We start from the raw sequence: 15,300 nt of genomic DNA, 5'->3' as shown, positions 1-15,300 counted from the left end.
CAGCATTTCCCAGCAAATATCCCACCCAAAATCTCAACAGTTTTTTGACAATGCCTAAACTATCCAATTTTGAAGCCAGCGAGTTTTCTTTAACCCCGAAAGCAGTTATAGTTCACGATCCAAGCGACTATAATGTATTTAGTCATTTGAAGAACTTGCCAAGTCAGGAACTTCAAGAAAATTATCTGTTCAGAGCGCTTCCTGATGCTCAACTGTTTCGGGAAGATCATCAGGATTTTGCAAATTCTCTCAATCGGGAACTAAAAACTTTCTATGTATCAGACATACTCAGATTGAAAGGTGAAGAGATTAGCCAGCAATTTAGCAGCTACCTGACAACTAACCCCAATTTAGTTTACACTCGTGATGCCATTATTACTATGCCCTGGGTTCCGGACGGATATATAATAGGAAGGATGGTCAAAAAAATTCGGCAGAAAGAGCCGGAATTTATGTCGAGCGTAGCCAAATTGCTGGGACTCAAACCAATTCTGGAAATTCCCGAAGGTTTATTTCTAGAAGGTGGAGATGTCATCCCTATTTGTTACCAAGAGAAAAAATATTTAGCAATCGGGTATGGCAGAAGAACAACCAGAGAAACCTTAGATTTCTTGATTTCAGAGTTGTTGCCAAAGGGAATTATAGACGGCATTATTGGCATTGAACTGGCCCAATGGCGTATAAACCTTGACGGTGGGATGGTTCCTGTAGCTGAAGATTGCATTATAGCCCATCCCGAGAGCCTAATAAGTGGCGTGCTTTTAGATGGGAGTGAAACAGCAATCAATCCTATTAACTTTTTTAAAGATATAGGTTTCAACTTCATTGAAGTCACACAGGAAGAATCTCTATACAAGCAAGCTTGTAACTGTTTTTGTTTGGGAGGGCGAAGAATCTTTGCTTACGACCTCTGTGAAAGAGTGCAAGATTTATTAAAGAAATCCGATGTGGAAGTCATTAAGGTGAAGGGTCAAGAGTTAGTAAAAGGTACTGGTGGCCCTAGATGTATGACTAGACCAATTTACATGGATGTGACTTTATAAACTTGCGTGGGAAAAATTTATGAGAAAGGTTTTACCTTTCTCAAGCCACCTTTCGTGCCAATATCATTTGAAGCTTGTCATGTCAATACCAGAATTCGTTTCCGATAAAAGTCTTACTCTACATGGGTTATTTGAAGCACAGGTAGAGAAAATCCCAGAAGCAATCGCTCTTGTTTTGGATTCAGAGCAATTGACCTATCGCGAACTCAATGAGAAAGCCAACCAACTGGCACATTATTTAAGCTCTTTAAATGTCGCTTCAGAAATGTTGGTAGGCATTTGTCTTGAGCGTTCTATTGAGATGATAGTGGGAATGCTGGGTATCCTCAAGGCAGGTGCTGCATTTGTTCCGCTCGACCCATCGCAGCCTCAAGAGCGCTTGGCGTTCATTCTAGCGGATACAAAAGTTGAGGTATTGCTAACTCTCAAGAAACTGGTAGCAGGAATTCCATTACCTCCAGGTCATTTTGTTTGCTTGGATGCTGAAGAGGAGAATATTTCTGCAAAAAGCAAGAGTAATCCTGTGAGTGGCGTTCAGCCTAAGAACTTAGCTTACACAATCTATACTTCGGGTTCTACAGGACAACCAAAAGGTGTAATGGTAAGCCACCGAGCAATTTGCCAAGGCTTTTTGTGGATGCAAGAAATTTTTCCCATCACGCAGCAAGACCGGATTTTGCAAAAATTACCTTTAACATTTGATTTTTCATTCTGGGAGCTATTTTGGCCTTTAATGACTGGGGCTAGGGTTGTGCTTGCCAAACCAGGCGGTGAAAAAGATCCCGCTTATTTAGTTAGGCTGATCGCTCAACAAGAAATCAGTGTCCTTGTTTTTGTTCCTTCTGTATTGCAAGTATTTCTTTCCGAAGAGGGATTGGATAATTGCCGAAATATCCGAATGGTATTTACAGGGGGAGAGCCTGTAACTGCGGCATTAAAAAAACGATTTTTTAACCAATTTTCTAATTGCAGACTTTACGATCTTTTTGGCGCTACAGAAAATATTGTAGTGGCATACTGGCTTTGCAAGTCAGAAGAAAATTTATCTGGCTGCCCTCAAGGTCGCCTATTTCCCAACCTGTCAATTTATGTCGTTGACGAAGAGTTGCAACCAGTTCCCGAAGGAGAAAAAGGAGAGTTATTAGTTGGGGGATGGGGACTAGCAAGAGGATATCTCAATCGTCCAGAATTAACGACGCAAAAATTTATTTCCAATCCTTTTCAGGAAAACTCACAAGAACGATTTTATAGAACTGGAGATTTAGTTCGCTATCTCGGTGATGACACAATTGAAATTCTCGGTCGCATTGACCATCAAGTAAAAATTCGCGGTTTTCGGATTGAATTGGGAGAAATTGAAGAAAAACTGAGCAAACATCCATCTGTTAAGCAAGCTGCTATTACTGCTAGGGAAGATGTACCCGGTGATAAACGATTAGTCGCATATCTTGTACTCCACTCATCGCCAGAGTCAGAGTCAAATTTTATACGAGAGTTGCGCCAGTTCCTCCAACAACAACTTCCCGACTACATGATTCCCTCGCATTTTGTAGTATTGGAAAGCTTGCCATTGAATCCAAATGGTAAAGTAAATCGTCGAGCGTTGCCCAAACCAGAAATCAACCCAGCAGAGTTATCTACTTTTGTTGCACCTCGCACTGCTATTGAGGAGATATTAGCAGGGATATGGGCTGAAATTTTGAGAGTTGAGCGCGTAGGAGTTGACGATAACTTCTTTGAATTGGGGGGGCATTCGCTGTTAGCGGCCCAAATTATCGCTCGAATACGCGATCGCCTGAAAGTAGAGTTACCTTTTAGCCGAATCCTAGAATCTCCTACTGTAGCAGGTTTAGCTCTAATAGTAGAGGAAGTTCTTCAGCAAGAACAACGACCAATAGGCATAGCTTTACAACCTATTTCGAGAAACCAAAGGATTCCACTTAGTTTTTCTCAGGAACAATTGTGGTTTTTGGCACAAGTAGAACCAAATATTCCGGTATATAACGAACCTTGCACTATTCGTTTTCCAGGTGCTATTGATGTAAATGCTTTAGAAAAAGCTCTGAACGCAATTATCAACCGTCACGAAAGTTTGAGAACGCGCTTTATGACGGTAGACGGACAGCCAGCGATGGTTATCGATCCATTCTCTACTTTTAATTTAGCAGTAATGGATTTAAGGCAACTGCCAGAACAGGAACGGGAGGCAGAAGCTTTGCGGTTGGCGAAAAGAGAAGCTATACAGCCATTTGACTTTAGTTCTGGTCTACTGCTGCGGGCTGCATTGATGCAACTCTCAGATGAAGACTACAGGTTATTTCTGACTTTTCACCACATTATTACCGATGCTGTTTCGCTTTACGATGTATTCCTAAAAGAATTAGCAACACTCTACAAAGCTTTTTCTAATAGTCAGCCATCACCTCTGGCAGAATTGCCCATACAATATGCTGACTTTGCTGTTTGGCAGAGGCAGTGGTTTACAAAGGAAATTCTGGAAAGTCGATTAAATTACTGGAAGCAACAGCTAGCCGATTTACCCGTACTACAACTACCGTTAGACCGTCCACGACCCCCTGTTCAAACTTTCCGGGGTGCGAGGCAATGTTTCGCTCTATCTAAAAACTTAACAGAAACACTCAAAGCTCTCTCGCGACAAGAAGGGGTCACTCTCTACACGACGCTGCTGACAGCATTTAAAACCTTGCTCTATCGATACTCAGGGCAAGAAGATATTGTGGTGGGAACTGTTAGTGCAGGTCGCAACAAACCAGAAATTGAAGGACTGATTGGTTTTTTTGTCAATACCCTGGTGTTGCGTACTAATTTGTCGGGGAATCCTAGTTTCCAAGAGCTACTTTCTAGGGTACAGGAAGTAACTTTGGCAGCTTATGCCCATGAAGATTTGCCGTTTGAAAAGTTGGTAGAGATACTTCAACCAGAACGAAACCTCAGCCAAAACCCTTTATTCCAAGTAGCATTTACTGCACAACCTTCAATGTCATTTTTGGATGAGGGTTGGACTTTAAGTTACCCAAATGTGAATACTGATACGGCTAAGTTCGATCTGACTTTGGATGTAGAGGAAAGATTAGAGGGGATTATTGGTCAGTTTGAGTATAACACTGATTTGTTTGAGGCTAGTACGATCGCTCGGATGGCGGGACATTACCAAACTTTGCTGGAGGCGCTCGCAGTCAATTCAGATCAGCCGATTTCAAAATTGTCTCTCCTAACACAAACAGATCGTTACCAGCTATTAGTGGAGTGGAATAACACAGAAGCTCAGTATCCCTTTGATAAGTGCATCCATCAGTTGTTTGAAGAACAGGTAGAGCGATCTCCCGATGCTGTAGCAGTGGTATTTGAAGGAGAACAACTGACCTATCGAGAGCTGAACATAAGGGCAAATCAGCTAGCACATTACCTCCAAACGTTGGGTGTAGGGCCAGAAGTTTTGGTGGGCATCTGTGTAGAACGTTCAAGTGACATGATTATAGGACTGTTAGGTGTACTCAAAGCCGGTGGTGCTTATGTCCCTATAGACCCCGCCTATCCAACAGATCGCATCAGTTATATGCTCGATGATTCACGATTGCCAGTTTTACTAACTCAACAAAAACTGGTTGTCTCGTTACCAGAACATCAAGCACGGGTAGTCTGCTTGGATTCTGAGTGGCAAGAAATCTCGGCTCAACGCGAACTTTTTCTTATCACTGGTGTGACACCGGAAAACTTGGCTTATGTCATTTACACCTCTGGTTCAACCGGCAAGCCCAAAGGGGTTTTGATTCCCCACTCTGGTTTGCTAAATCTAGTTTTCTGGCATCAACGAACCTTTGAGGTAACATCATCAGACCGAGCTACCCAGCTAGCCGGAACCGCGTTTGATGCTTCCGTGTGGGAAGTGTGGCCTTATTTAGCATCGGGAGCGAGTATTTATTTAGTCAAGCCAGAGATTCTTCTGTCTACAGAAAAACTGCGCGACTGGCTTTTGACCAAAGAGATAACAATTACTTTTGTCCCCACCCCAATAGCAGAAAAGTTGTTGTCTCTTCAATGGCCCTCTGACGGAGCCTTACGAATTATGTTAACGGGTGGAGATAAACTTCATCAGCATCCATCAGCTTCAATTCCTTTTAAAGTAGTCAATAACTACGGGCCAACCGAGAACACTGTGGTCACGACTTCTGGATTAGTCGAAAGCGATGCCATACAGAATACGTTGCCTCACATCGGTCGTCCCATAGACAACATCCAAGTTTATCTTCTCGATCGCCATCTCCAACCAGTTCCTATTGGTGTTCCTGGGGAACTCTACATTGCCAGTGTGGGGTTAGCGCGAGGATACCTCAATCGGCCCGATTTAACTCAAGAGAAATTTATTCCCAACACTTTTAGCAATGAACCAGGTTCTCGACTCTACAAAACTGGCGACTTAGGTCGTTACCTCCCAGATGGCAACATTGAATTTCTCGGTCGCATTGACAATCAGGTAAAAATTCGCGGCTTCCGCATCGAATTAGGCGAAATTGAAGCAATATTGAACCAGCATTCCGGTGTAAGAGAGACAGCAGTTATCGCCAAAGATTTCGTTGCAGGTGATAAGCAATTAGTGGCTTATGTTGTTCCGTATCAAGAAGGAACACCCACAATTACTGACCTGCGCCACTTCCTCAAACAAAAACTGCCTGATTACATGATGCCGGGTGCTTTTATCGTTCTGGAGGCACTACCACTAACACCCAATGGTAAAGTGGATCGTCGCGCCTTACCCGCACCAGATTTGCGTCCCGAACTGGAAGAGTTTTTTGTCGCCCCACGCACTCCGATTGAGGAAATGTTAGCCAGCATTTGGAGTAACATCCTCTTAATTGACTCTGTAGGCGTTCATGACAATTTCTTTACCTTGGGCGGACATTCCTTATTAGCAACCCAAGTAATTTCAAGAGTGCGCGACACGATATCCATCGAATTACCATTACGCAGTTTGTTTGAAGCTCCCACGATTGCCGAATTCGCTTCACGGGTTGAGATAGCGCTCAAAAACGGAAAATCTGTAGAAGCTCTGCCTCTTCTACCAATTCCCAGGTCAGAGTCCATCCCCTTATCCTTTGCTCAAGCGAGATTGTGGTTCCTCGACCAATTACAACCAGAAAGTGCATTTTATAACATCCCACTCGCGTTGCATCTGAGCGGTCAGCTTAATATAGCGTCGCTACAGAAGGCTATCAACGAAATTATCCGGCGGCATGAAGCCTTACGCACCAACTTTGCAATAGTAGGAGATCAACCCGTTCAAGTTATTGCCTCAACTCTTAGTTTTCAACTACCAATTGTGAACTTGTTGCACCTCTCTGAGAGCGAACGAGAAATTGAAGCGAAACGATTAGCTACGGTTGAAGCGAATCGACCTTTTAACCTGGAGCAAGAGCCTTTACTCCGAGGTACGGTGCTACAGCTAGGTGAAACAGAGTACCTCTTGCTGCTCACCATGCACCACATTATTTCTGATGGTTGGTCGCTGGGCGTATTCGTGCGAGAACTAACAGAACTTTACCAAGCTTTCTGTACAGGAAAGCCTCCAGTTTTACCAGAGTTACCAGTACAATATGCCGACTTTGCTCTTTGGCAACGACAGTGGCTAACTGGAGAAATACTAGAAACCCAACTTCACTACTGGAAGGAACAACTCAAGAACGCTCCGAATTTATTAGAATTGCCCACAGACAGAGCGCGATCGGCTGTTCAAACCTTCCGTGGAGGATATTACTATGCAGCCCTTTCCAAAGAATTGAGCGCGGAACTTGCCACGTTGAGTAAGCGAGCGGGAGTCACTATGTTTATGACGCTTTTGGCAGCGTTTCAGACATTTCTCTACCGATACTCAGGGGAAGATGACATCGTAGTAGGGACGCCTGTAGCTGGTCGCAACCGACGGGAACTTGAAAGGCTAATCGGCTTTTTTGTCAATACTTTAGTGCTGCGTACCAACCTCGGCGGCAACCCCAGTTTTGAGCAGTTACTCAATCGAGTTCGGGAAGTGGCGCTGCAAGGTTACACGCATCAAGACCTGCCATTCGAGCAGTTGGTAGAAGCATTGCAACCAACACGCAATTTAAGCTACACGCCTCTATTCCAGGTGATGTTTGCTCTTGACGACGGAACAGTACCTTCTATGGAACTGCTTGATTTAGCGGTAAGCTCGTATTCCGTGGAACTCGGCACAGCCAAGTTTGATTTGACCCTATCAATGGAGAATACGGCTGATGGATTGGTAGCAGAATGGGAATACAACTCGGATCTGTTTGATGAGACTACCATCATTCGGATGGCGGAACATTTCCAGACCTTGTTGGAAGGAATCGTCGCCAATTCCAAACAGGCGATTTCAGAATTGCCTCTACTGAAACCAGGAGAGCGACAGCAGCTATTAGTAGATTGGAACAACACCGCTAAAGACTATCCCCAAGAGAAGTGCATCCATCAGTTGTTTGAAGAACAGGTGGAACGGACACCCGATGCCGTAGCAGTGGTGTTTGAAGAAAAACAACTCACCTATCGAGAGTTGAATGTAAAAGCCAATCAGTTGGCGCACTACCTGCAAAGCTTGGGCCTGAAACCAGAAGTGTTAGTAGGGATTTGTGTAGAGCGCTCTCTGGAAATGGTAATCGGTTTGTTGGGCATCCTCAAAACTGGGGGTGCTTACGTTCCTCTCGACCCTGCATATCCGAAAGAGCGGTTAGCTTTCATGGTGGAAGACTCGTCATTACCCGTTCTGCTTACCCAAGAGAAATTAGTGGAGAAACTTCCTGCACACTCAGCGCGTGTTATCTGCTTAGACTCAGACTGGAAAGAAATTGCTTCCCACAGCGAAGAAAACCTGTCAAGCGGAGTAAAGCCAGAAAACTTGGCTTATGTTATCTACACATCAGGGTCTACAGGAAAACCCAAAGGCGTTTTAATCCAACATGAATCGCTAGTCAATTACACAACGGTTGCGACTGCTGAATATAGAATACAGAAGTGCGATCGCATTTTACAATTTTCCTCAATTAGTTTTGATGTCAGTGCCGAAGAAATTTATACTAGCCTAACTTCTGGTGCCACACTTGTATTGCGTACCGATTCAATGCTGGACTCCATTGAGGGATTTTTGCAAAAGTGCAAGAATTGGGAAATCACTGTAATGGCTTTCCCGACAGCCTACTGGCACGAACTGACTGCTTTCTTAACTCAAGAAAGGGTGGTATTACCCTCATCATTGCGCTTAATAATCATTGGCGGAGAAAAAGCACTGCCCCAACGACTGAAAACTTGGCTTGAGTGTGTGGGAGAGCGAGTTCGTCTGGTGAATAATTACGGCCCGACAGAAGCTACTGTGGGGGCAACAATACATGATTTATCGGTAGCGGACACGACATTGAAGGAGTTGCCGATAGGTCGTCCGATTGTGAATGTCCAGACCTATATTTTAGATCGGAATGGACAACCTGTACCTGTTGGCGTTCCCGGTGAGTTGCACATCGGTGGTGCTGGTTTGGCACGGGGATACCTCAATCAGCCCAATTTGACCGATGAGCGTTTCATTCGCAATTCCTTTAGTGACTCTCCCACTTCGCGTCTCTACAAAACTGGAGATTTGGTTCGCTACTTGCCCGATGGTAATATCGAATATCTCGGTCGCATTGATAACCAGGTAAAGATTCGTGGCTTCCGCATTGAAATCGGAGAAATTGAACAGGTACTAGCTCAATACCCAGATGTGCAAGAAGCAGTAGTTGTTGCCCGTGAAGACATTCCTGGTAATAAGCGTCTTGTTGCTTATATTGTCTCTAATCTCATCCCAGAGCGCGTTTTTTATCAAACCGAGTGTGTAAGTGTAAAAAAACTCCCAGAAGAACAGGGGTTATTGAAAACGTTGCAGCACACAATCACAGATAGACTGCGCGATTACCTCAAACAAAAGCTGCCTGATTACATGATCCCGTCTGCGTTTGTCCTTTTGGAAGCAATACCCCTTACCCCTAACGGGAAACTAGACCGTCGCGCCCTAATAGCGCCAGATAGTTCTCACTTTTGGAATGAAACCTGTTTTGTTGACCCCCACGACACACTAGAATTACAGCTTTCACAAATTTGGTCAGAAGTTCTCGGTGTATATCCCGTAGGAGTTAGAGGCAACTTTTTTACGATGGGAGGTCATTCTCTTTTAGCTGTACGGCTAATGGCGCGTCTTGAACAGCAATTTGGAACAAATCTACCTTTAGCAACCCTTTTTTCCAGTCCAACTATCGAACAGTTAGCCATTCATATTCGTTCGTCAAGAGATTCTGGCAGATGGTCTCCTTTGATCCCGATTCACTCTAGCGGTTCCAAGAAACCTTTCTTCTGCGTACCTGGCATTGGCGGAAATGTTCTTTACTTTTACGATCTAGCACGTCATCTGGGTTCAGATCAACCGTTTTACGGTCTACAAGCACGAGGTCTTGACGGAGAATCAGAACCTCTCACACAGGTGGAAGATATGGCTGCCTACTATATTCAGGCAATACAGACCGTTCAAAGCCAGGGACCCTACCTCCTGGGAGGGCATTCGTTTGGAGGTTTAGTTGTTTTTGAGATAGCCCAGCAGTTGCAGAAACAGGGGCATGAAGTCGCTCTTGTGGCAATTATCGATGCTGTAGCGCCAATTTTTAGTAAAAAGTCAATTTCAGTTCATGAAAATGATCTAGATTATACCGAGTTTGCCAATTATATGGAATATATGTTTTATCCTCAATGGAACTTATCCAAAGAGACTTTTGCTTCCCTGAACCAAGAGGAACAATTGGATTATCTAAAAGAACAATGGATCGAGTTGAATTCCTTACCTAAAGATGTAGCAAGTAAGTCATTTAGGGGTTTAGTGGAAGTTTACAAGGCTAATACTAAAGCCCATCGTAATTATTACCCAGAACAGGTACTCCCCAATCGGATTTCTGTTTTCCGCGCCAGCGAAATAGATGCAATTGATGTGGCTAGGGAGGGGCTAACTGATTTGCTAAAAAATCCAACATTAGGCTGGAGCCAATTTTCTACAACTACCGAAAATTATCTGATTTCGGGAAACCACATGACCATGATGCAAAAACCTCACGTACAGGAATTAGCTGCACAACTAAAAATTAGTTTGGATGTAGCACAATCTCATTCAGAAGAGCTATAATTAAAAGGCTTTACTCCCAAATATAAAGTCAAGTTCATCCTCTACTAACTATTTTGCAAGTGAATCAATTATGAATGCTAACGAACACAAATGGCTCATTCCCTCTTATTCTTCTCCTTCAGAAGACGAAAAAGATACTTGGAATAAAGTTCACCAAAATTATTCTAATCATACTTACAGCCTGACAAAAGATCCTCAAATTTGCGAAAATCTAATCAATCCTCTTCAATCCCCTAATTTTAAAATCCCAAATTCTCCCGACATAAAAGTTCTGATTCCGGGTTGTGGTTCGGAAATAGGACTTCAGAAAACTTTGCTAACTCTCTGTCCTCAGATTGGACAAGTTTACTGTACTGACTTTGCTGAAAATGCGATTGAAAGAGCCAAAAATAATTGGCAAGAGACAAATGGAGATACAAAATTAAAAAATCAACAATTAAATTTTAAAGTTGCTGATTCTACCAAATTAGTGGAAGAATACCCAGATTGGCAAGAAAAATTTGATTATGTCCTTGTTGTTAATTCAGTTGTTGCGGGGGAAGACGATCAAAATCGTCAGATGATTGATGAGTTTTATAAAATTCTCAAACCAGGTGGTAGGCTTTACGGTTTTTTCCCCAGTATTTTTTGTGACTTGGAGATTGCTTATCTAGTTCAATCTAAAGCTCATTGGTTAACTGATGGGCAAATTAATTTAGCCCATAGTGCCTGCTATGACAACAGGTGGAATTCTCGCCAGATATTTTACACCCCCTTACGGTTGAATCGAATTTTCAAGGAAGCAGGCTTTAAACGACTCAGCTTTGAAGTTTCTTTTGACGATTCTGATATTGCAATCTCCAATCTCAAGGATATTTTTGGCGTTGACGAACCTGATGTTTATAATTGGGAGCTTTTAGTCAGGCTTGAGAAATAAGAGCTTATTTTTCAGCAATACTCACAAAAATAAGACATATAGCAACAGATAAGGCGGTTAGGACATGAACCAATGCTACAACTTAGACAACAAAAGGCTTTTAGCACTGTTACCTGTTACCTGCTATATGTCCGCTTTTTAACGATTCCATAAAAACTGTAGAGAAGATGCTGAATGACGAAACTCCCTCCGTTCCATAAGATACGCGTTTTTCTTATTGTCTGGTTTGGACAACTAATATCCCTCATCGGGTCGGGTCTAACGAGCTTTGCATTGGGAGTGTGGGTGTACCAGCGTACAGGTTCAGTCACCCAATTCTCTCTAATTTTGCTATTTGCTCTCCTACCCAGTATTTTAATTTCCCCGGTAGCGGGTGCCTTAGTTGACCGATGGAACCGGCGGTGGTGCATGATTCTATCTGACTCCGGCGCGGGGATAACTACAGTGGCGATCTCCCTATTACTCGCTACCGGGAACCTTGAAATTTGGCACATCTACCTGGCTGTCAGCCTCAGTTCCGTCTGCAAAGCGTTTCAGTTGCCAGCTTACACTGCTTCGACCTCTTTATTAGTACCGAAGGAACACTTGCCGCGTGCTAGCGGTATGGTTCAATCAGGAGAAGCGTGCGCCCAGCTAATTTCACCGCTGCTAGCAGGATTCTTGCTGGGAATCGTCCAACTTGAAGGTGTCATTTTAATTGACTTTGCCACCTTCCTGTTTGCCCTCACCACCCTATTGCTGGTTCGCTTTCCTGACGCTAAGACTGCTGCGGTTCCAGTTAATGGAAAAGCCTCTCTCTGGCGCGAGGCACTTGAAGGTTGGACTTATATTACTGTTAGACCCGGACTTTTAGCTTTGCTAATTGTTTTCGCTATCAATAATTTTGTTTTTGGACTGATTGAAGTTTTATTCCCGCCACTGGTACTTTCTTTTACTTCTGTTACCGTTCTCGGAACCATTCAATCCCTCGGCGGTGCCGGGATGCTGCTGGGTAGTGTAGTTATGAGTATTTGGGGAGGTCCCAGAACTTTAATTCGTGGCGTATTTGGTTTTGCCTTTCTCAGTCAACTGTGCATTTTAGCATTGGGATTACGCGCCGATGCCGCCCTTTTTGCTCTGGCTTTCTTCTTGTTTTTCTTCAGCTTACCGCTCATCAATGGCTGGTGCGATGCCATCTTACTCCGAAAAGTGGCTCCCAATATTCAAGGCCGAGTCTTTGCCACAATTAATATGATTTGTTTCTCGTGCATCCCCCTCGCCTATGTTGTGGCTGGCCCTCTAACTGAACGAATCTTTGAACCTCTAATGGCGACTGATGGTTTATTAGCTGGAAGCATCGGTCAAATCATTGGCGTGGGGCCGGGCCGCGGTATTGGCTTGCTATTTATTACGATGGAAATTCTAGCCATAGGGGTGACAGTTGCAGTTTACCGACATCCGCGCGTGCGGTTTGTGGAACGCGAATTACCAGATGCGATTTAGGGCTTGGGGAAACCTATGAGTGTATCGGTGGTGATTCTCAGTCGGCGCGATAGCTTCACCAATTTCTGTGGGTGATGGTGGCGATCGCCAGTTATGTGATCGGCGAGGATTAATGATGCCTCAGTCGTGTCGGTGGAAACGGCTGAGTCCCCACCGCCTCATTTATGTGATACTCTCAAAAAACTATTCCATTACTAGGGCAAGATTTGGGGATACCCGTTTAGGGCAACAGTTGGGGTGCGGGCCGTCAGGAGGGCGATCGCTTGTTGAGTGAGCTTGCAGAAAACGACCTGTAGCGTGCAGCCGTTGGGGGCATAAAGCGATCGTACCTCTGTCGCCACTTAGGAATGAAAAATCAATAACTTGCACAATTAAACCCCAGAAGCCTTGATCCAAGGTAAACTATTGCTCTATTAGTCACCTTATTTATTTTTCATTCCTTAACTGGCTCCCTTTCAATTAACCACACAAAATTCAAAGAGGGAGGCTATCTCGCCTTGACATCCTCACCGGGAATTGAGCCACGGTGATTCCAAGAATCACTTCTTAGACCTTTCTGCTTCATCGCAACTGCCATCAGACTGATGCCTATCCGGTCTTACGTTCGCTCCACAGACTTTCACCGCAAGCCCTGCGGCAAGAATATTTTTTGCTGCATTGATATCTCGGTCGTGGTGCGCCCCGCAGATTGGGCAATTCCATTCCCGAACATTCAATGGCATTTTTTCCATGATGTGACCGCAATTGCCACACCGCTTAGAACTCGGAAACCATCGGTCAATCTTGATTAAAGTACGACCGTACCAGTCACACTTGTATTCAAGCTGTCTTACCAACTCGCCCCAACTCGCATCACTGATGGAGAGGGCAAGTTTGGGGTTCTTCACCATATTCTTCACGGCCAAATCCTCGACGGCGATCGTTTGGTTTTCGCGCACCAATCGAGTGGTCAGCTTGTGAAGAAAATCCTTTCTCGCGTCAGCGATGGACTGATGCACCTTTGCCACTTTGAGTCGTGCCTTGTGGCGATTGTTCGATCCATGAAGCTTGCGACTCAACGCCTTCTGAGCTTTCCTGAGCTTGCGGCGTTTCGCATTGAAGCCTTTGGGGTTGGCAATCTTCTCGCCATCGCTCAAGGCAACCAGGCTGGTCACACCCAAATCTACCCCAATTTCACTGGAGCATTTTGGCAATGGCTCAATCTCGACATCCACCAGCAAGGAAACTGTCCAGCGTCCAGCAGGCGAGAGCTTCACCGTAATGGTCGATGGAGTTGCACCTGGTGGCAATTCTCGACTCCAGCGAATCGACAGGGGTTCAGAACACTTGGCAAGAAAGACTTGCCCGTCTCTGAACTTGAAGGCAGACTTGGTAAACTCTGCGCTGCCGCCGTTGCGTTTCTTCTTGAAGGTGGGGTATTTCGCCCGCCCGTCGAAGAAGTTCGAGAATGCTTTCTGAAGGTGTCTCAATCCTTGCTGCAATGGGACACAGCTAACCTCGTTGAGGAATTGCAGATATTCCTGCTTTTTCCATTCGGTCAACATTGCCGAAGTATCGCTGTAACCGACTCGCTTCTTCTGTTCGTACCAAGCCTGTGTTCTCACAGCAAGGGCGCGATTGTAGACCAAACGAGTACAGCCCATCGTGCGTCTCAACAAGGTTTCTTGTTCAGGCGTGGGATAGAAGCGGTACTTAAAGGCTTTTTGCGTCATGTCTCACATTATAGCAATTATCCTGTGAGATGCGTAAGTTCTAATGTAAAGCCGTGCTAGAAGCACGGGGTTTCTAACCCATTTTAGCAGGAGCTAGTGGAATTAACGCATTGGCTTGACCAACAACTAACTGAAGATTCGATCCGGCGATATCTCGAAGCTGCTAATAAAGGTAATTGGACAGCGATTTCTGTACTGCAAAGATTTTTGCAACGCATCCATAAAAATTTTTGACAACAGAATCATTACCATTAAGCGAACGCAATCTTTCCTTGTAACTATGAGAGAGATTGGTATTAGTGCCAATTCCTAGCAACACTAATTAATGGCCAAAAACTCTGCCTATTTCCGTAACAAAAATAAAACACAGAATCAAGTAGTAGCCATTGGAGAAAGAGCGCTTGTACAATGCGTAAAAAGCTGGTGTCCTCCCAGTTGGGAATCAAGATTTCCCTGGAAAATCATCCCTTTCTGGATTTCTATACTTCCTGAGCGACCGCACTCTGATGCAGAAATTCTCAAGTTTGAACCGCTCCACTATCACTTTGACTTTCGCTTTTGGCATGACCGACTTATCAACTTATTCTTCACAGATGGGGAAACTGCTGAAGATTGGCAAGCACGAGTTCAATTAGCTTGTGAAGTTATCGAAATAAAACAAGTGGTGCGCTTGTGCTACCGCAATATACCAATCCTTTCAGCCGACTACAACTTCTTGCCACGCTTGGAGGAAGCTTACTCGAATTGCTCCTTGCTGCCTGGTAATATTTGCCCCCACAAAGGTTATAAACTTTTGCCAAATACCAAGCATCCTAATTTAGGAACCTGCCCGGGTCACGGCTTAGCATTTAACTTCAAAACAGGGCAATTATGCCGGAGAAAGGAATTTACACAGCTTGATTTCAGTTGATTGATTTAGGGGAATATCGCGCTGCAATT

At 44.3% G+C, this 15,300-nt stretch carries 7 protein-coding genes; 5 read left to right on the top strand and 2 right to left on the bottom strand.

Annotated features, from left to right (window positions below; all coding sequences use genetic code 11):
- The first annotated feature begins 50 nt into the window (after positions 1 to 50).
- The 4 genes from QUA07_RS05385 (at position 51) to QUA07_RS05370 (ending at position 12,649) form a co-directional block, all read left to right on the top strand.
- On the top strand, positions 51 to 1,043 hold the full coding sequence (locus QUA07_RS05385; RefSeq protein ID WP_333323208.1) for an arginine deiminase family protein: 993 nt from the start codon (positions 51 to 53) through the stop codon (positions 1,041 to 1,043).
- Positions 1,044 to 1,122: 79 nt separating this feature from the next.
- Positions 1,123 to 10,251 (top strand): amino acid adenylation domain-containing protein, encoded by a 9,129-nt coding sequence (locus tag QUA07_RS05380; protein WP_333323206.1) that lies wholly within the window; start codon positions 1,123 to 1,125, stop codon positions 10,249 to 10,251.
- Between the two features lie 70 nt (positions 10,252 to 10,321).
- Positions 10,322 to 11,167: a methyltransferase domain-containing protein gene (locus QUA07_RS05375; protein WP_333323204.1), complete on the top strand. Its 846-nt coding sequence runs from the start codon at positions 10,322 to 10,324 to the stop codon at positions 11,165 to 11,167.
- Positions 11,168 to 11,341: 174 nt separating this feature from the next.
- On the top strand, positions 11,342 to 12,649 hold the full coding sequence (locus QUA07_RS05370; protein ID WP_333323202.1) for an MFS transporter: 1,308 nt from the start codon (positions 11,342 to 11,344) through the stop codon (positions 12,647 to 12,649).
- Between the two features lie 183 nt (positions 12,650 to 12,832).
- Here QUA07_RS05370 and QUA07_RS05365 read toward each other — a convergent pair whose 3' ends face one another.
- Positions 12,833 to 13,045 (bottom strand): hypothetical protein, encoded by a 213-nt coding sequence (locus QUA07_RS05365; protein ID WP_333323200.1) that lies wholly within the window; start codon positions 13,043 to 13,045, stop codon positions 12,833 to 12,835.
- A 143-nt stretch (positions 13,046 to 13,188) separates the two neighbouring features.
- A complete protein-coding gene (locus QUA07_RS05360; RefSeq protein WP_333323198.1) occupies positions 13,189 to 14,361 on the bottom strand; it encodes an RNA-guided endonuclease TnpB family protein in 1,173 nt (390 codons plus the stop codon).
- Between the two features lie 325 nt (positions 14,362 to 14,686).
- On the opposite strand from QUA07_RS05360, the gene QUA07_RS05355 reads away from it, so the two are divergent.
- Positions 14,687 to 15,271, top strand: a complete 585-nt coding sequence (locus QUA07_RS05355) for a hypothetical protein (protein ID WP_333323196.1) — start codon at positions 14,687 to 14,689, stop codon at positions 15,269 to 15,271.
- Positions 15,272 to 15,300: the final 29 nt, after the last annotated feature.

It is taken from the genome of Microcoleus sp. T3_A4, from assembly GCF_036700465.1.
Taxonomy (GTDB): Bacteria; Cyanobacteriota; Cyanobacteriia; order Cyanobacteriales; family Microcoleaceae; genus Microcoleus.
This window is presented reverse-complemented; position numbering and strand designations above follow the sequence as displayed.

Coding starts and splice junctions, on each gene's coding strand:
- QUA07_RS05385 (WP_333323208.1), top strand. CDS start 51: ATGCCTAAACTATCCAATTTTGAAGCCAGCGAGTTTTCTTTAACCCCG.
- QUA07_RS05380 (WP_333323206.1), top strand. CDS start 1,123: ATGTCAATACCAGAATTCGTTTCCGATAAAAGTCTTACTCTACATGGG.
- QUA07_RS05375 (WP_333323204.1), top strand. CDS start 10,322: ATGAATGCTAACGAACACAAATGGCTCATTCCCTCTTATTCTTCTCCT.
- QUA07_RS05370 (WP_333323202.1), top strand. CDS start 11,342: ATGACGAAACTCCCTCCGTTCCATAAGATACGCGTTTTTCTTATTGTC.
- QUA07_RS05360 (WP_333323198.1), bottom strand. CDS start 14,361: ATGACGCAAAAAGCCTTTAAGTACCGCTTCTATCCCACGCCTGAACAA.
- QUA07_RS05355 (WP_333323196.1), top strand. CDS start 14,687: ATGGCCAAAAACTCTGCCTATTTCCGTAACAAAAATAAAACACAGAAT.